General features: G+C 70.5%; 12 protein-coding genes and 1 pseudogene. 7 read left to right on the top strand and 6 right to left on the bottom strand.

Annotated features, from left to right (window positions below):
* From D7Y15_RS44835 to D7Y15_RS26395, 4 genes and pseudogenes are all read left to right on the top strand, one after another.
* Positions 1 to 466, top strand: a pseudogene (locus D7Y15_RS44835) (hypothetical protein); the annotation flags it as partial.
* A gap of 218 nt (positions 467 to 684) precedes the next feature.
* Positions 685 to 1,533, top strand: coding sequence for a carboxypeptidase-like regulatory domain-containing protein (locus D7Y15_RS26410; protein ID WP_120575545.1), 849 nt, complete (start codon positions 685 to 687; stop codon positions 1,531 to 1,533).
* A gap of 150 nt (positions 1,534 to 1,683) precedes the next feature.
* A complete protein-coding gene (locus D7Y15_RS44830; RefSeq protein WP_158629118.1) occupies positions 1,684 to 3,657 on the top strand; it encodes a cell wall metabolism sensor histidine kinase WalK in 1,974 nt (657 codons plus the stop codon).
* 127 nt (positions 3,658 to 3,784) lie between these two features.
* On the top strand, positions 3,785 to 4,957 hold the full coding sequence (locus D7Y15_RS26395; protein WP_199745988.1) for a Fic family protein: 1,173 nt from the start codon (positions 3,785 to 3,787) through the stop codon (positions 4,955 to 4,957).
* On the opposite strand, the gene D7Y15_RS26390 is transcribed toward D7Y15_RS26395, so the two are convergent.
* Both D7Y15_RS26390 and D7Y15_RS26385 read right to left on the bottom strand, forming a co-directional pair.
* On the bottom strand, positions 4,954 to 6,000 hold the full coding sequence (locus tag D7Y15_RS26390) for a PD40 domain-containing protein (RefSeq protein ID WP_167548352.1): 1,047 nt from the start codon (positions 5,998 to 6,000) through the stop codon (positions 4,954 to 4,956). The genes D7Y15_RS26395 and D7Y15_RS26390 overlap by 4 nt on opposite strands.
* A gap of 76 nt (positions 6,001 to 6,076) precedes the next feature.
* Positions 6,077 to 7,687: an N-acetylmuramoyl-L-alanine amidase gene (locus tag D7Y15_RS26385; RefSeq protein ID WP_121754306.1), complete on the bottom strand. Its 1,611-nt coding sequence runs from the start codon at positions 7,685 to 7,687 to the stop codon at positions 6,077 to 6,079.
* A 395-nt stretch (positions 7,688 to 8,082) separates the two neighbouring features.
* On the opposite strand from D7Y15_RS26385, the gene D7Y15_RS26380 reads away from it, so the two are divergent.
* Together D7Y15_RS26380 and D7Y15_RS26375 are read left to right on the top strand one after the other, a co-directional pair.
* Positions 8,083 to 8,820, top strand: a complete 738-nt coding sequence (locus D7Y15_RS26380) for a metallophosphoesterase (protein WP_121754305.1) — start codon at positions 8,083 to 8,085, stop codon at positions 8,818 to 8,820.
* A 174-nt stretch (positions 8,821 to 8,994) separates the two neighbouring features.
* On the top strand, positions 8,995 to 9,576 hold the full coding sequence (locus tag D7Y15_RS26375; RefSeq protein WP_120575540.1) for a DUF2378 family protein: 582 nt from the start codon (positions 8,995 to 8,997) through the stop codon (positions 9,574 to 9,576).
* 64 nt (positions 9,577 to 9,640) lie between these two features.
* On the opposite strand, the gene D7Y15_RS26370 is transcribed toward D7Y15_RS26375, so the two are convergent.
* Both D7Y15_RS26370 and D7Y15_RS26365 read right to left on the bottom strand, forming a co-directional pair.
* Positions 9,641 to 10,657, bottom strand: coding sequence for a hypothetical protein (locus tag D7Y15_RS26370; protein WP_120575539.1), 1,017 nt, complete (start codon positions 10,655 to 10,657; stop codon positions 9,641 to 9,643).
* Between the two features lie 400 nt (positions 10,658 to 11,057).
* The gene (locus D7Y15_RS26365; protein WP_120575538.1) at positions 11,058 to 12,905 is read right to left on the bottom strand and encodes a potassium transporter Kup; all 1,848 of its coding nucleotides are present in this window, start codon (positions 12,903 to 12,905) and stop codon (positions 11,058 to 11,060) included.
* 333 nt (positions 12,906 to 13,238) lie between these two features.
* Here D7Y15_RS26365 and D7Y15_RS26360 point away from each other — a divergent pair, with 333 nt between their 5' ends.
* Positions 13,239 to 15,809, top strand: a complete 2,571-nt coding sequence (locus D7Y15_RS26360) for a GAF domain-containing protein (protein WP_121754304.1) — start codon at positions 13,239 to 13,241, stop codon at positions 15,807 to 15,809.
* Here D7Y15_RS26360 and D7Y15_RS26355 read toward each other — a convergent pair.
* Positions 15,806 to 16,822, bottom strand: coding sequence for a hypothetical protein (locus D7Y15_RS26355; RefSeq protein WP_121754303.1), 1,017 nt, complete (start codon positions 16,820 to 16,822; stop codon positions 15,806 to 15,808). The two genes, D7Y15_RS26360 and D7Y15_RS26355, sit on opposite strands and share 4 nt — an antisense overlap.
* Complete coding sequence (locus D7Y15_RS26350; protein WP_148712877.1) at positions 16,819 to 17,319, bottom strand: hypothetical protein; 501 nt, start codon at positions 17,317 to 17,319, stop codon at positions 16,819 to 16,821. Before D7Y15_RS26350 ends, D7Y15_RS26355 begins: the two co-directional genes overlap by 4 nt.
* Positions 17,320 to 17,485: the final 166 nt, after the last annotated feature.

The raw sequence follows: 17,485 nt of genomic DNA, 5'->3' as shown, positions 1-17,485 counted from the left end.
GCCCGCCCCCGCTCCGGCCCCCGTCAACCAGGGCCGCAACGCGCCTCCCGGCGGTACGGGCACCGGCGCCCGGCCTCCCAGCGGCTCCAGTTGGGGCCGCGGCAACAACGCCGCTCCCTCCAACAACGCTCGGGACAACGACAGGGACAACGACCGGGACAACAGCCGCAACAGCGGCGGCTGGGACACCCCGGCCAGCAAGAGCCGCGACGACGACAAGGACAACAACCGCGGCAACAGCAACAGCGGGAGCAGCAACAGCGGCAATAGCGGGAGCAGCGGCAGCGGCAGGAGCAGCGGCGGCTGGAGCACCCCTCCCGGTGGCAACAGCGGCGGCAGCAGCGGCAGCAGCGGCAGTGGCCGGAGCAGCGGCGGTAGCAGTGGAAGCAGCGGCGGCAGCAGCGGCGGCGGATGGAACACCGGCAAGAGCTCCGGCTCCTCCGGCAAGAGCGGGTCGGGCTGGTAGACGCTCCGCTTCCTCCTCCCTGGCGTGACCCGCGGCACCGGGCGCGGCCTTCCGTTTCCAGCGGAAGGCAGGCTCCCGGTGCCGACGTGTTTTCAACACCCGGAGGGCCCGATGTCCGGTGCGTCCTGCCCGCGAGCGCGGCGGTGCGTCGTGAAGGGGACGGACGACACCCGGGGACGGATTGCGTGCCTCCCCCGCCGTGAAGATGTTGCCGCCCGATGAAACACTACATTCGGGCGGCGGGTGGTGCCGTGCTCGGGCTGTTGGCGATGGCCTGTGGCGACGGCGGCTTCACACCGGACCCCGGCGTGCGGACCGAGGACGCCGAGGCGGTGGATCTGGAAAACCTTCGCATCCTCGTGACGGGCGAGGCACGCGTGTTCCCGGAGGCCGAGGGCTCGGCCGCGGCACCGGCGTCGCTCACCGGGATGGCGCTCACCGTGGAGGAGCCGCTGCGCGTGGCCGTCAACGACGCGGCCGCCACCTTCGCCACCGGCGAGGTGTCCGAGGACGGCGCCTTCCGCATCACCGACGTGCCCGTGCGAGACGTGCACCAGGGGCTCGCGGTGGGCCTGGTGCACGAAGGCCTCGTGCGCAGCACCACGCTCGTCTACGACACCGCCTTCACCGGCACCCGTCCGCGCACGGACGTCATCGACGCGCACGCGTGGGCCCTCCCCATCGCGTTCGTGGATCAGCTGGGCGCCGCCGTGGGTGCGCCGCGCCTCCAGGGCCACACCGGGGACCCGGAGGCCACCCTGGCCTCCGCGGGCTTCGTGCTGGGGCGCGTGGTGGACCTGAACGGTCAGCCCGTGAGCGGCGCGCGCGTGGCGTTGAACCGCGCCGACCTGGCGGACCGCGTCTACTACCCGTCCGGTGACCTGACGTCCGTGGACACCGCGGGCACGGCGGCCCATGGGCTGTTCCTCTTCGTCCACTCCGGCGCCGGGGCCTCCTCCTTCCAGCTGTCCGTGGAAGGCACCGACACGTACGTGCCGCGCAACGTCGACGTGGGCCCGGGCCTGGGCGTCGTCCTCACCGTGTATCCAGGCCGCTACGCACCCTGACCCAACCCTGGACAAGTCGGACATCCCCGCCTAGGACGGACATCCTTCCAACCCCGGCGTCCCATTGCCGGGGGGGCCCATGAGGCGAGATGTTGTGGCAGGATGCAGGGCTGGCGTTCCGGGGGGACGCGGATGATGAGCGGCCAATCCATGCCACGAAGCACGGCGTTGGTCCGTGCCCTTGCGCGCAGCTCCGCGGCGGCCTCCTGCCTGGTGGGCCTGCTGGTGCTGGTGGGCTGGGCGTTGGATGTCATGGTCCTCAAGTCCATGGGCGCCGCGCTCCCCGCCATGCGCCCCAGCGCCGCGCTGGGGTTGATGCTGGGTGGGGCCGCGCTGGGACTGCGGCTGCCGGCCACTCCCCACCGCATCCAACACCGGCTGGGCACCGCGCTCGCCCTGGCCACGGCCCTGCTGGGCGCGGCGAGCCTCGTGGATGGCGTCATCACCGGAGGCAACGGAGGCCTGGACGCGCTGTTCCTGCGCCTCTTTGGCGAGGACGTCAGCGCGTCGCCGGGCATCGTGCCGTCGCCCCTGACGGGGTTGTGCCTGATGCTCCTGGGGCCGGCGCTGGCGCTGGTGGACCGGGGTCACCCGCAGCGGCTGTCGTGGTCGGACGCGCTGGTGGTGCTCGCGCTGATGGCGGCGCTGACGGGGCTCAACGGCTTCTTGCTGGGCCCGCTGGTGACGCCCGTCGCCGCTCCGTTCTTCCAGGAGCGCAGCATGGGGCTGCACACCACCTGCGTGCTGATGCTGCTGGCCATGGGCACGCTGTGCGCCCGGCCGGAGCTGGGGCTGATGGCGCGGCTCACGCGGGACACGCTGGGCGGCTTCGTGGCGCGGCGGCTGGTGCCGGTGATGCTGCTGGGGCCGCCGGTGCTGGGGCTGACGCTGGTGTTGCTCCACCTGATAGGCGGGCTCAGCCACGACGCGAAGCTGCCGCTCTTCGCCACGGTGGTGGCCGCCGGCGGCGTCACGCTGGTGCTGCTGGCGGCGCGGGCGCTGGACGTGCTGGACACCGAACGCATGCGGGCCACGGCCGCGCTGGAGGCCTCCGAGGAGCGCTTCCGCACCTTCCTGGACACCGCGCCGGACCCCATGGTGGTGGTGGACGCCACCGGCCGCGTGCGCTTCGCCAACGCGGAGGCGGAGCGCGTCTTCGGCTACCGCCGGGAGGCCCTGCTGGCCCGCGAGGTGGAGCTGCTGGTGCCGGAGGGGCTCCACGGCCCGGCCACCCCCGGAGAGGGCCCGGAGCGCGCCACGGGAGGGCGGCTGGTGGTCGGGCAGAGGCAGGACGGCACCAGCGTGCCGCTGGAGGTGCGGCTGAGCCCGATGAAGGGCGAGGACGACGCCACGCGCATCGCCATCCTGCGCGACGTCACCGAGCGCCGGGACCTGGAGAAGCTGCGCGAGGAGTACGTGGGGCTCATCTCCCACGACCTGCGCAACCCGCTGAACACCATCAACCTGCGCGCCCACCTGCTCCAGCGCGCGCTGCACGAGCGGAAGCTGGAGCGCGAGGGCATCATGGCCCAGGCCATCATCCACAACGTGGAGTGGATGAGCACGATGATCGAAGAGCTGCTGGAGGGCTCGCGGCTGGAGTCCGGCCGGGTGACCCTGCGCCGCGAGGCGCGCGACCTGGGCCGCTTCCTGGAGGAAGTGCTGGAGCGCGACGTGCCGCCCGACTCGCGCGAGCGTTTCCGGCTGCACCGGGTGGATCCGCTGCCGCCGGTGCCCATGGACGCCGCGCGCCTGGAGCGCGTGGTGACCAACCTGCTGACCAACGCGCTCAAGTACAGCCCCAAGGAGACGCCGGTGGACGTGCGGCTCGCCGCCGCGCACGACCAGGCCGTGGTGTCGGTGACCAACCAGGGCGCGGGCCTGTCCCCGAGGGACGCGGCGCGCCTGTTCGACAAGTACTACCGCACGGAGGACGGCCGCTCGGCGGACGGCAAGGGCCTGGGACTGGGGCTCTACATCAGCCGGCTCATCGTGGAGGCCCACGGCGGTCACATCTGGGTGGAGAGCGAGCCGGACCGGGGCGTCACCTTCTTCTTCAGCGTGCCCCTGGAAGCCCCCGCCGCTCCCACGGCGCCCGCACCGCTGCGCCAGCGTGCGGGCTAACCCATTGGAATCACAATGGAAATGAGGCTATTCAAGCCAGCTTTCCTTGGGCTGGACTCTATTTAAGCCAAGGCCATTTGACTTAAATAATCCTCGGTCGAATGCTGGCCGAATGACTGACGCCTCAATGGCACCTTCGAGGCTGGGCCGGTTCGTGGAGACCACCGCCGCCGGCGAGCGCGTGCGGTCATTCGTCCCGCCGCCCCTGCCGCCAATCCCCTCCATCGATGTTCTGGGCCTGCTGGACCGGCTCAGCCGAGCCGACCGGGCGTTGGGCCGCCTCGATGGAATCACGGTGCTCCTGCCGAGCCAGGAACTGTTCCTCTACATGTACGTGCGAAAGGAGGCGGTGCTCTCCTCGCAGATCGAAGGGACGCAGTCGACGCTCTCCGACCTGCTCCAGTTCGAGCTCGGGGCCCAGGAAGGACAGCCCATCGACGACGTGCGAGAGGTCTCCAACTACGTCGACGCGATGATGTACGGGCTCGAGCGCCTCAAGGAGTTGCCACTCTCGCTCCGACTCATCCGTGAGATGCATGCGCGGCTGCTGCAAAGCGGTCGCGGAGGCACGATGGATCCGGGGGAGTTCCGTCGCTCGCAGAACTGGATCGGAGGAACGCGGCCTGGAAACGCGCTGTACGTTCCACCTCCAGTGACGGAGCTCGACGGCTGCCTCGCTGCATTCGAGAACTTCATGCACGAGGAGCAGTCCCGGCTGCCCCCGCTCATCAAGGCGGGGCTCCTGCACGTGCAGTTCGAGAGCATCCACCCCTTCCTCGACGGCAATGGCCGTATCGGACGACTCCTCGTGACACTCTATCTGTGCGTCCACGGCGTGCTCGGGAAGCCACTGCTCTACCTGAGCCTCTACCTGAAGACGCACCGGGCCGATTACTACCGGCTGATCCAGGAGGTCCGCGAACGTGGCGCATGGGAGGCCTGGCTCGAGTTCTTCCTGGAGGGCGTCGAGAAGACAGCGAACCAGGCGTTCGACGCGGCGACAAGAATCGCCGAGCGCTTCAAGCAGGACCGGGAGCTCATCAACAACAAGAGTGAGCGCACCAGCTCAGCGCTTCGTGTGCACGACTTGTTGCAGACGCACCCGTACCTGACGTCGAACCAACTCGTCGCTCGGACCGGGCTGACCGCTCCCACCGTCAACGCAGCGCTCGCGGACCTGGAGCGGCTGGGCATCGTCGAGGAGGTCACCGGACGCAAGCGAGGCCGCGTCTTCGCGTACCGCGGCTACCTCGCCATCCTGAACGAGGGGACGACTCCGTTGCAGGGAAGCAGGGCCTAGCGCGGCACGAACCAGCGCGGCAGCCAGTCCGCGCCCTTCGCCGTCGTGAGCCGCGTCTGACCGGTGCCGTCCGGGCGCATCAAGTACAGGTCGGTGTCGCCGTCGCGCTCGGAGACGAATACCAGCGCCTTGCCGTCCGGGCTCCATGCCGGCATGTCGTCGCGGTGCTGTCCGTCCGTCAGCGCCACCGGCGCGCCTCCCGCCACGTCCGCCACCCAGATGCGGCTCTTGCCGTCCGGGTGCCGGGCCACGTACGCCACGCGCTTGCCGTCCGGGCTGAAGACCGCCTCGCGCTCGTCGCCCGCGAAGCCCTCTCCGGACAGGGCTCGCAGGTCCGCGCCGTCCGCGCGCACCAGGTACATGCGCTCCTTGCGCTCGCGGTTGCTCACGAACAGCAGCCACTTGCCGTCCGGGCTCCACTGCGGCGTCCGGTCCTCCATGTAGAACGTGGTGATGCGGCGGGGCTCGCCCGTGCCGTCCGCGCGGAAGACGTAGACCTCCGGGTCACCGTCACCGCTGCAAACGCACGCCACCTCCGTGCCGTCCGGGGACACCGCGGGCTCGAAGCAGCCCTCCTTCACGTGCGTCAGTTGCGTGTCCACCGCGTTCGCCTCGGGCAGCACGCGCACCACGTCGCTGAAGCCCTGCGCGTCGGACTCCGCGACCAGCCACGTGCCGTCCGGCGCCCAGCTCGCGTTGCGCGCTCGGGGCCGGGGCGGATGCAGCGCCACCTGGCGCCCCCCCTCGAGCGGCTGCAGGCGCAGCTGCTGGAAGACACGCCCGTTCGCCTCGCCCGACGCAATCACCAGCAGCGTGCGGCCGTCCGGTGACGGCGGGCCGGGGTACTCGTCCTCCGGCGCGGAGGTGACCTGCGTCTCTTCTCCGGCGGGCGTCACCCTCCAGACGTCCTTCTGTCCCGCCCTTTCGGAGAGGAAGACGATGGTGCCCGGCAGGGCCCGCCGCTCCGCCTCCGACAGGGCACCGGGCGCAGTGGCTCCACCAGCGCCGCCGCAGCGGCCCTGACAGCCCATGGCGCCCAGCATGGCGAGCACGGCCCACCACCGCCGTGCCCGCGAGGGCCCGGAACGCTTCCGCCGTTCAAGGCCCTCGTGCCTCACGTCAGCGCACCCGGACGGCGTCGGCCATGACCACGAAGCCCGGGGTCGTCCAGCGGCTCAGCTGCACCTTGTTCCAGCCCGCGGAGAAGCTGTACGTGCCCAGCGTCACCCACTTGCCACCGTTGGTCTGCTGGTTGACGGACACGCGGCCCACCTCGGTACCCGCCGCGTTGTAGGCGATGAACGGCGCCGTGGCGGAGCGGTTCGCGCCCGCCACCCACCAGGCGTCAATCGTGCGCGTCTGCGCGGTGGGCAGGTAGAACTCGAATGAGGCCGGCGCGGAGATGGCCTCCGTGGCCGCGTAGAAGTAGCCGCTGCCGTAGTAGCCGGCGCTCGTGCCCTCCGACCAGTTCCCCGTCAGCGAGAGCCTCGCCTTGGACGCGTCGTTGTTGGCGCTGTTGCTGTCGATGATGATCTCACCGGTCGGCGTCGTCGTGCCGCAGTAGCTGTTCACCTTGCTGAGGTACGTGGACCACGGCCAGTTGGGACCCGGGTCCGTGCGCGTCGCCGGCTGCAGCTTGCCGTGCGCCACGATGTGGTAGCTGTCCTTCACGATGGAGTTGTCGCGCGCGATGTCGCACGACAGCTTCGCGGACGCGTCAATCTGCCCGGCCGGGAAGGACGTCTGGCTGGCGTAGCCGCCGTGCTCGATGCCGATGGTGAAGTTGTTGGACTGCACGCCGTTGAGCCACGCCTCCTTGCCACTGTTGAGCGACGAGTCGTACGTCGCGCCGATGTGGTAGGCCCGGTGCGCCTCGCGCACCAGCTGGGAGATTTCGGAGCCGCTCTCGTTCACCACGTAGTGCGCGCTCACGCCCGCGGCGCTGTTGGTGAGCCAGCTCCAGCACGAGCCGTAGGAGCCCTCACAGGTGTGGATGATGATCATCAACGGGTTGTGCGACCTGCTCGTGCTGTAGTTGCCCGACGGCGCCGCCCGCCAGATGGACGACGCGTAGTCCGGGCCCGCCGCCATGGCGCGCACCTGGGGACGCTCGAACTTCGCCTCCACCTTCACGGGCTCCAGCGACACGGCCACCGAGCCGTCCTGGTTGAGCGCCACCGCGCCCTCGTTCATCACCGCGTACACGGAGCGGTGCACGTGCTCCGCCTGCGCCTCCGGGTTGGTGATGCCGCTCAGCTGCGCCACCACCGGCGCCCACGCGGCCAGGTCCCCGCGCTCTACCTTCGCGTCCATGGCCAGCTGGGACAGCCGCGCCGCGCCCGCGCGCAGGTTGGACAGCGCGTCCGTGCGCGCCTCCTCCGCCGTCACGCCCGCCAGCGCCGCGCCCTGCTCCAGGTCCTCACCCCGCAGCGCCATCAGGCCGAACGCCGGCTGCTGGCCCGGGAACTCCGCCTCGCCCCGCACCATCTGCCAGCGCGTCTCCGCGTAGGAGACCGCCTTGAGCAGCTCCGCCGGGACGTTGAACTCCTGCGCGGCCTGCGCGAACAGCGGGTCCATCTCACGCGGCAGCGTGCTGCCCGCCGTGTCCGGGGAGGGCTGCGACGGCGTCTCGGCCGGAGGGGTCTCGGAGGGCTGCTGCGCCTGGGGACCGCACGCGGAGAGCACCAGGGCGACGGCCGCCGCCGCGAAGGGATTGCGGAAGGTTGACATGAGGGGACTCCAAAGTCGGGGGGAGGAACTCCACGCCTTCACAGCACCGTGCGTGCCAGCCGCCTCCATCCGTCACCTTCGTCCAGTTTTCTTCCTCGACCGGTGCATGCATGCTCCACCCGCACCGGGCGCGCGAAGTTCCTTGTGACTTCAAGCACCTGAAATCACGGAATTACCTACATCCCAGGACCCGCCGTTTCACGCGGAGTCCGAGATGGCACACGGATGCCGCACTGCCGCAATTCAGGACATCCGTGACGTAACGTTTTGTTACATCATTTCTTGTATTAATCACTATTTGCACCCTTGGTGGACCGAGCCAGAGAGCCGTCCGGGCGCGCGCCGCGCTGGAAGGGCCGACATGGGGCCAGGGCATCCGCTATGACGCCACCATCATGCGGCTCTTCGGTATTGGCGACACGCACCTGCCCTCCACCCGGCAGAAGGACATGCACCGCTTCGGCTGGACGGACCACCCGCTGCCCTTGCAGCGCGCGTGGGACGAGCGGGTGCGGCCGGAGGACGCGGTCATCGTCGCGGGCGACATCTCCTGGGCCACCCGCGCCCACGAGGTGATGGAGGACCTGGCGTGGCTGGACGCGCGGCCGGGGCGCAAGGTGCTGGTGCGCGGCAACCACGACTACTGGTGGGGCGACTCCGCGTCCAAGCTGCGCAAGCTGCTGGAGCCGTTCCGCACGCTGGAGGGCTTCCTCCACAACAACGCGTTCGTGCTGGGGCCCTGGGTCATCGCCGGCACGCGGCTGTGGACCGCGCCGGAAGCGCCGCCCATGCCGGGCGGGGAGATGGGCGACGAGCAGGGGGATTCCGGCTACGTGGAGCGCGAGACGCGCCGGCTCAATACGTCCATTGATGACGCGCTCAAGAAGGAGGCGGCCTCCCCCACGCCGCTCACCCGCATCATCGCGGTGCACTTCCCGCCCGTGTACGCGAACGAGCGGGCCACCGCCTTCAGCGCCCCCATCGAAGCGTTCGCCCCCAAGGTGTGCGTGTACGGGCACCTGCACTCGAGCGGCATCCCCGCGGGCTTCACCGGCGAACGGGCGGGCGTGCGCTACGTGCTCGCGTCCTGCGACGCGGCCGGCTTCGCGCCGATGCTGCTGGACGAGCGCTGACGCCCTCCCCGGGGCCCGAAGTCACGGGAGCCCCAAGGAACCTGCCGCGTCGGCCCGGACACCGGACATGGGAGGTCGGGACGGGTGTGACGCCCGGTGAAGCGCTTTGTCGACAGGTGAAAAGGGGCCGTTAAGCTGGCCCCGGGTTCGCCCGTGAACCAAGGAGTGGAAGTCATGCCGTCGGACAAGGCCGAACTCGCCGCCCGGATCGCCATCCTCCAGTCGGGGGACTCCATCCGTGGACTCATCTTCAAGTCCGTCTTCGGCCTGGTGCAGCAGCACTCGGGCGCCATCGGCATGGAGAAGCTGCGCGTGGGGGAGCTGAACCACGACTACGCGGAGCTGCGCTCATACCCGGCGCGGGAGTTCCTCACGCTGCTGTACAGCGCGGCGGACGTGCTGGAGAGCGCGCTCGGCGCCCAGGACGCGGTGTTCCACGCGTGCGGCGAGGTGAGCATCACCCGCTACTCCACCGGGCCCGGGATGCTGGTGTTCGGCATCATCTCCCGGGGCGACCCCCAGAAGCTCTTCGCGGGCGCGCAGATGGCGTACAGCGCGGCGGTGTCCTACGGCAACCGCGAGTACCTCACGACGGGCCCCAAGTCCGGCACCCTGCGCATGCGCCGGGACATGATGCCGCCCGCGTACCACGTGGGCATCCTCACCGGTTCGCTCAAGGTGTTGGGTTTGACGGGCAAGGCCACCGCGAAGCCGCAGGGCATCGACCGCGTGGACTACGACATCGAGTGGGCCTGAAGCGGGACGCGGGGCCGCGCGTCGACAGCGCTCCGGGTGCGCTTCAAGCGGACTTCGGGGGACTTCAGTCGACGCGGGTGTAGGTCACGTCCAGCTGCGCCACCACGCGCTCGCCCACGGACGCCCAGCAGGCGAAGGTGTGGTCCGCGCCGCGCACGCGGGTGCGGTGCGCGCCGAACACCACCGTCTGGCCCGCGTAGGCCAGGCTGTCCGCGGACAGCTTCACGTCCTTGGCCACGAAGCGGGCGCCGGGCGCGCGCTCCAGCGAACGGCCCAGCGTGGTCGCCATGCGCGTCATGCCGCCCGCGACGACCGCCACCGGCATCACCGGGTGCATGGCGAAGTGGCCCTTGCACAGCTCCGGGGTGACGACGAGCGACGAGCGCATGATGTCGCCCTCCACGCGGAAGTCCTGGAGGTCCAACGGCTTGCTGTACGGGTTCTGCCGCAGCTTCGCCCACTCCTCCGGGGTGCGCTGCACGGTGTCCGCGGGACGCGGCTCACGGCGCATCTCCTGGCGCGCCTCGCCGAACAGGCGGGTGAAGGCGGCGGCGGACAGCACGTTGTAGTCCACCTCCAGCTTGAACAGCGGCGTGCCGTCCGACGAGGACAGCAGCGTGCGCGCCGTGCAGGTGCGCTTGCCGGTGTACTCCGCCTGCGCCAGCGCCCAGAGCATGTCCGTGGCGCGCTCCTGCGGGGCCGGCTGCAGCCACTGACCGCGCGCCGCGCTGGCCAGGTAGAAGTGCTGCCCGTCCTTGGGCGCCACCAGCGCCGCGCCGCACGAGCCCAGGATGGCCAGGTGCCGGCCCGCCTCGCCCAGGCCCAGCGGCATCGCCTCCGCGTCCGACGCCATCTGCACCGGCACGCGCGCCACCACCTCACCCGGCAGCACCGTCACGTCCTTCAGCGCGAAGTACGGATCACGCACGCAGATGCGCGGGTACAGCTCCTGCGCGCTCAGCACCGTGTACGGCGCCGCCTCCGACAGCGGCATCCTCGGCTCGGCCATCCACGACATGACGGACTTCACCGGAGAGACGGCCGGGGACGACACGGGGGCGGGGGAGATGGCCTGGAGCATGGAAGGGCTGACCTCGTTTCAGACGCCGGGTGCCGGGGGACACCTGGCCGCAGGGTAACCAAGTTCTATTGCGCTGGGACAGTATTTTTCTCTGCCCCGCGAAAAGATTCTCGATTCATCGACGAAAGTGTTGCTGCCCTGCCGTATTTTTCTATCTGAACCGGAAAAAACGGACAGGGGCGGTGTAATCTGAAGCAGGCAAGCCCCTGCGTAAAGGGCCGTGTGGCAGTCAGTTACTGACACCCCTGGGTCGGAACAACCCCTCCCTGGAGAACCCTGCCCATGTCTTTTCAAGGAGTTACGAGGCGGAATAAACCTCAAGCCCGGTAAAACACGTGCAACACCGCCCGAGTAGGTTTTCTACTCCTGGGGTGAAGTCGCGGTGCGGTAACGCTTTGGGTTACAGCTCCACCTGACTGCCCAGCTCCACCACGCGGTTGGGTGGAATCCGGAAGTAGGCGGTGGCGCTGCGGGCGTTGCGGCTCATCCAGGTGAAGAGGGCCTCGCGCCAGGCGGCCATCCCGGGCTTCTTGGTGGGGATGAGCGTTTCGCGGCCCAGGAAGAAGCTGGTGCCCATCAGCTGGAACTGGAGGCCCTTCTCCCGGCAGCGCTTGAGGATGTCCGGGATGCTGGGGTTCTCCATGAAGCCGTAGCGGGCCACGACGCGCACGAAGCCCTGCTCCAGGGGCTCCACCTCCACGCGCTCCTGGGCCACCACGTGGGGAATCTCCTCCGAGATGATGGTGAGCAGCACCACCTGCTCATGGAGGATTTTGTTGTGCTTCAGGTTGTGCAGGAGCGCGGGCGGGGTGCCTTCCGGGTTGCCCGTCATGAAGATGGCGGTGCCGGGCACGCGCAGGGGCGGGTGGTCCCCGAAGCTGCCCAGCAGGTCCTTGAGGCCCAGGCTGGCCGCGCGCAGCTTGCCGGCGAGGATGTCCCGGCCGCGCTTCCAGGTGGTCATCATCGTGAAGATGCAGACGGCGAGCAGCAGCGGGAACCAGCCGCCGTCGGCAATCTTCGCCGCGTTGGCGCCGAAGAAGGCCAGGTCCACCACCATGAAGAGGCTGGCGATGGGCAGAGCCACGGAGCGGCGGACGCCCCAGCGCTCCCGGGCCACCACGTAGGCCAGCACGGTGGTGATGCCCATGGTCGTCGTCACCGCGATGCCGTACGCGGCCGCCAGCCGGCTGGAGGAGCCGAAGCCCAGCACCAGCGCGATGACGCCCACCAGCAGCGCCCCGTTGACGCCGGGCAGGTAGATTTGCCCCATCTCCTCCGCGGACGTGTGCACCACCTCCATGCGCGGGCAGTAGCCCAGCTGCATGGCCTGCCGGGTGGTGGAGAAGGAGCCGGAGATGAGGGCCTGCGACGCGATGACGGCGGCGGCGGTGGACAGGGCGACCAGCGGATACAGGGCCCACTCCGGGGCCAGGAGGAAGAAGGGGTTTCGGGCGGCCTCCGCGTGGCGCAGGAGCAGCGCGCCCTGGCCCAGGTAGTTGAGCACCAGCGACGGCAGCACCAGCAGGAACCAGGCGCGCCGGATGGGCCCCGCGCCGAAGTGGCCCATGTCCGCGTAGAGCGCCTCGCCGCCCGTCACCACCAGGATGACGGCGCCCAGCACCAGGAAGCCGTGCCACCCGTTGTCCATGAAGAACTGCACGCCGTGCACGGGCGACAGCGACCAGAGCACCGCGGGGTTGTGCAGCAGCTCCTTCACGCCCAGCACCGCCAGCACCAGGAACCACACGGTCATCAGGGGGCCGAACACCGTGCCGATGCCCGCCGTGCCCTTGCGCTGCACCATGAACAGCAGCAGCAGGATGACGAGCGAGATGGGAATCACGTACGGCTGGAAGACGGGGGTGGCCACGCTCAGGCCCTCCACCGCGCTCATCACGGAGATGGCCGGGGTGATGACGCCGTCACCGTAGATGAGCGCCGCGCCAAAGAGGCCCAGGGTGATGAGCACGGGCCGTGCGCGGTGTGACTGCCCCCGGGGCCGGTGCATGGCCAGCGCCATCAGCGCGAGGATGCCGCCCTCGCCCCGGTTGTCCGCGCGCATCACGAAGATGATGTACTTCACCGACACGACGATGATGAGCGACCACACGATGAGCGACAGCACGCCCAGGACGTTGGCCGGCGTCGGCGTGACGCCGTGCGCTCCGGTGAAGCATTCGCGCAGCGCGTAGAGCGGACTGGTTCCAATGTCTCCGTAGACGATGCCCAGCGCGCTCAGGGCGAGCATCGCGATGCGTTTGGGAGATTCCGGCCCCTCCGAAGGGGCAGCCGGTGATTCCGAGGGTGCGTTCACGGCCCCCGCTTTAGCCGAACGCGGGCCCGGAGCAACCGGCGCCTTGCCGCTCCTCTGGTTTCCAACCGCGCCAGGTGTTCCCATGTGCGCGCTTGAGCGCCCTGCCCTCGGGGGTGCCGGGCCCCGGAACGAGGCAGGTGCCCGTCACCAACGCTTCCGGCGGGTGGGTGTCGAGCATCCGCAGAAGTCAGGGATGGCGGGACCTGGGACGCAGAGCGCCGCGAGCGAGGGCGTGCTCCCATGGCGGGTGCAACGGGGGGACGTGGCATGACGATGGTCGCAACCAGGCTGGGGGAAGCGCGGCAGTACGGGGCGCGGCTTCCGGAGATTGAAGAGCGGCTGGCGCTGCTGGCGGAGGCCTCGCGGGTGCTGGCGGACGCGTCGCTGGAGCCCCCGGCGGTGATGGAGCGGCTGTGCGGGTTGGTGGTGCCCCTGCTCGGCTCCGCGTGCGCGCTGCGGCTGTTGTCGGAGGACGGGTTGTGGCTGCGCACGGTGGCGTCGGCGGCGGCGGTGCCGGAGGCGCGCGTGCGGCTGCAGGCGGTGTTCTCCCAGCGGGTGCGCGCGGACGAGGGCGTGGCGGCGGAGGTGCTGGACACGGGCCTGGCGCAGGGGGTGGAGGCGGTGCTGGTGCTGCCGCTGCGGGCCCGGGGGCGCGCGCTGGGGACGCTGACGGTGTGGCGGGAGGCGCCGGAGCCGGCGTCGTTCGATTCGGCGGAGCAGCTGCTGCTCCAGGAGCTGGCGGACCGGGCGGCGCTGGCGCTGGACGTGGCGCGGGCGTACGCGTCCGAGCGGCAGGCGCGGCAGGCGGCGGAGGTGGCGGCGGGAAGGCTCGCGCGGCTGCAGCACGTCACCGCGGAGCTGTCGGAGGCGCTCACCGCGGCGCGCGTGGCGGAGGTGGTGCTGGAGCAGGGGCTGGCGGTGGCGGACGCGAAGGCCGGGGCGCTGTGGGGCGTGGCGCCGGACGCGATGAGCGCCTCGCTCCTGCGCTGCGCGGGCTGCACGCCGGACGCGGCGGAGCGGCTGAAGCGGATGTCCCTGGAGGAGGACTCGCCGGTGGCGCGGGTGCTGCGCGAGTCGCGGCCGGTGTGGCTGACGGCGGAGGACGCGCTGTCCGGGGCGGAGCGGCCGGCGAACTCGTCCGCGTGTCTGCCGCTGGTGGTGGACGGGCGGGCGCTGGGGGCGCTGGTGTTCACCTTCGGCCTGCCGCACGGGTTCGACGACGACGAGCGGGCCTTCCTCCAACTGGTGGCGCACCACGCGGCGCAGGCGCTGGCGAGGGCGCGGCTGTTGGAGCGGGAGCAGCGGGCTCGGGCGGCGCTGCGCGAGGCGCACGGGACGCTGGAGGCCATCATCCAGGCGAGCCCCACGGCCATCATGCTGCTGGATCCGGACGGCACGGTGCGGCTGTGGAATCCGGCCGCGGAGCGGATGCTGGGGTGGACGGCGGAGGAGGTGCTGGGGAAGGTGTTGCCTGCCGTGCCGCCGGAGCACTGGGAGGCGTTCCGCCACGGGCTGGAGCGCGCCACGCGGGGCACGGTGCTGGACGGCGCACCGCTGGCGGCGCGGCGGCGCGACGGGGGCGCGGTGCAGGTGGCCATGTGGACGGGGCGCGTGCACCCGGCGAGCGGCCCGCCGCAGTGCCTGAGCGTGATGGTGGACATCACCGAGCGCCAGCGCGGCGAGGCGGCGCAGCGCTTCCTCGCGGAGGCTGGCGGGGTGCTGGCGGGGAGCCTGGAAGAGGAGGAGACGCTGGAGCGCGTGGCGCACCTGGCGGTGCCGCAGTACGCAGAGGCCTGCGGCGTGTTCCTGGAGGATGAGTCCGGCGGCGTGCGCTGCGTGGCCACGGCGGGCGTCGAGGACGGTGACGTGCCGCCCCCGGGGCTCGCGGTGGTGTCGCGGGTCATCCAGTCCGGGAGGCCGGAGTCGCGCTCGGGGTTGTCGGAGGGGGACCCGTCGTACGCGCGGGCGGGCGGGACGTGCGCGTACCTGTGCGTGCCGCTGCGGGTGCGCGGGCACACGCTGGGGGCGCTGACGTTCGTCACGTCGAAGGGGGCGTACGACGCGCAGGACCTGGCGCTGGCGCAGGAGCTGGCGCGGCGCGCGGCGCTGGCGCTGGACAACGCGAGCCTCTACCGGGACGCGCGTCAGGCCATCCGCCTGCGCGAGGAGTTCCTGTCCATCGCGAGCCATGAGTTGAAGACGCCCATCAGCGCGCTGCAGCTCCAGGTGCAGAGCCTGCTGGCGGGACTGAATCGGTCGGGGGCGGCCTTCGACCCGGAGCGGCTCAAGCGCGGCCTGGAGCGGGTGGACCGGCAGGTGAAGCGGCAGACGCTGCTGGTGAACGACCTGCTGGACGTGTCCCGGTTGAGCGCGGGGAAGCTGGAGCTGGTGCTGGAGCCCCTGGAGATGGGGGCGCTGGTGCGGGAGGTGGCCGAGCGCTTCGAGCAGGAGTACGCGCGCTCGGGCACGCCGCTGGAGCTGGTGCTCGCGCCGGAGGTGCTCGGGCAGTGGGACCGGCTGCGGTTGGACCAGGTCTTCACCAACCTGTTCTCCAACGCGCTGAAGTACGGGCGGGGCAACCCGGTGCACGTGTCCCTGGAGGTGGAGGCCAACCGGGCGCGGCTGCGCGTGAAGGACGGCGGCATCGGCATCGCGAAGGAGCACCTGCCGCGCCTGTTCCACCGCTTCGAGCGCGCGGTGTCCGAGCGCAACTACGGCGGCTTCGGGCTGGGGTTGTGGATCGCCCGCCAGATTGTCGAGGCGATGGGCGGCCACATCGAGGTGGAGAGCGTCCTGGGCGAGGGGTCCACGTTCATCGTGGAGCTGCCGCGTGGCTAGCGGTGGGAGGCGGGGAGCCCCTCCGCGATGAAGCCGCAGCCGCGCTGGGATTCGCGGCGGTGGAGGACGTGGCAGCGCTCGGGGGTGGGGCAGTCGGTGTCGTGGGTGCAGGGCTGGAAGCAATAGCCGCTGGTCTCGTCGCAGGTGAGGCCCTTCGCGCAAGGGGCCTTGTCATCACAGCGGGTGCGGCACTCGAAGGCCCCGGTTTCGAGGGTGGGTTCGGCGAAGCCGCGCAGGCAGTCCTGGTTCGCGGCGCAGGGCGCGGCGTCCAGGCAGGCGGGGCCCACGAAGGGGCGGCAGGTGGGGACTTCGCCCGGGTAGTCCGTCTCGCAGCGTTCGCCTTGCGGACAGGCACGGTCGCGGCAGCTGGGGACGCAGGCGCCGCGGACGCGGTAGGGATTGGGGGCGCACTCGGTGCCGATGGCGCAGGCGTCCGGGTCGTGCACGTTGCACGGCGGGCCGCAGAACTCATGGACGCAGAGGAGCCCCGGCGCGCAGCGGCCCTCCAGCTCACGTGAGTACCCCGTGCAGCGTTCTCCGGCGCGCAGCGTTCCCTGTGGCACGCAGCGCTGGAGTACCTGGCCCGAGGCGGACGTGTCCACGGGATGGCAGGTGTCGGACAGGGTGCAGTCCGACGCGTCGTCGCAGAAGCGGTGCAGGGGCTGACATTCGCGGAAGCCGAAGTCCGGGTGATGCGCGCACACGGTGTCGGCGGGGCACGCGTCGTCCGCGTCGCAGCGGTCCTCGCAGGTGAGGGAGCCTTGAGTGTCCGCGTGGCAGTTGGAAGGGATGTTGGTGAGCCGGATGCCATTGCTCAGCACGACGACGTCAGGAGGTTCGCTCCCTTCACTGTCCGGGTCGTCGCTGGATTCGAGGTGCAGTCGGACGGGGTCGTCCGACAGGTCCGCCTGCGCGGTGAGGTCCGGTCCGGGCCACGCGAGCCACACGCCCGTGCCCACGGCGGTCACGAGCGCGGTGAAGGAGATGAGGAGGCAGAGCCTGCGCGGAGTCACAGGTCGAGCACCTGTTGCATCCACCGCTGACTCTCCTCGTCCCGGGTCACGAGTCCGTCGAAGCGACCCGTGCGCATCATCTCCACGAGAGCCGTGTCCTGCGCGATGAGCCTTGCTGCGGCGAAGGGGAACGTCGTGGTCGAACACCTGCCTGGGATGAAGTCAGGCTCCCCCTGGAGCAGCTCCATGAACCGGGCAAGCTGGTTGAACAGCTGGTCCACGCTGGAAGCCACCGGCACCACCAACAGCTCCTCCTGCATGTCGATGTAGAGCACGGGCTGGACTCCGCGCGCATCCGCCAGCGCCGGCACGACGCCGTAGTAGTACGCGAGGTTCGAAACCTGCCCGAAGAGAACACATGCAGGGAAGGGAGCCTGTCCCCTACCCCGCAGCCATGCGTTCACGTCCAGGACTCCATCCGGGCCGGAGCCAGGACGATACAGCTCGATGTCTCCCAGCGTGGCTCGGCCCGCTCGCGAATAGATCCCGGCGAGCATGGGATCGAGCGGATGCCCCACCAGCGTTGAGCCAGGACGAGGTGCATCAGCCAATGGCGGATCCACGCTGACCCGGAAGCCATGGCGACGGCAGACCTCCGTCAGCCTCGTCCATCCAAGTACCTCCGCATCCAGTCCCACCAAGCGAACGCGCCTCCTGAAACGC

This window comes from Corallococcus sp. AB030 (genome assembly GCF_003668965.1).
Taxonomy (GTDB): Bacteria; Myxococcota; Myxococcia; order Myxococcales; family Myxococcaceae; genus Corallococcus; species Corallococcus exiguus.
Note: the sequence above shows the minus strand (reverse complement) of the source record. Positions and strands in the feature narration are given on the sequence as shown.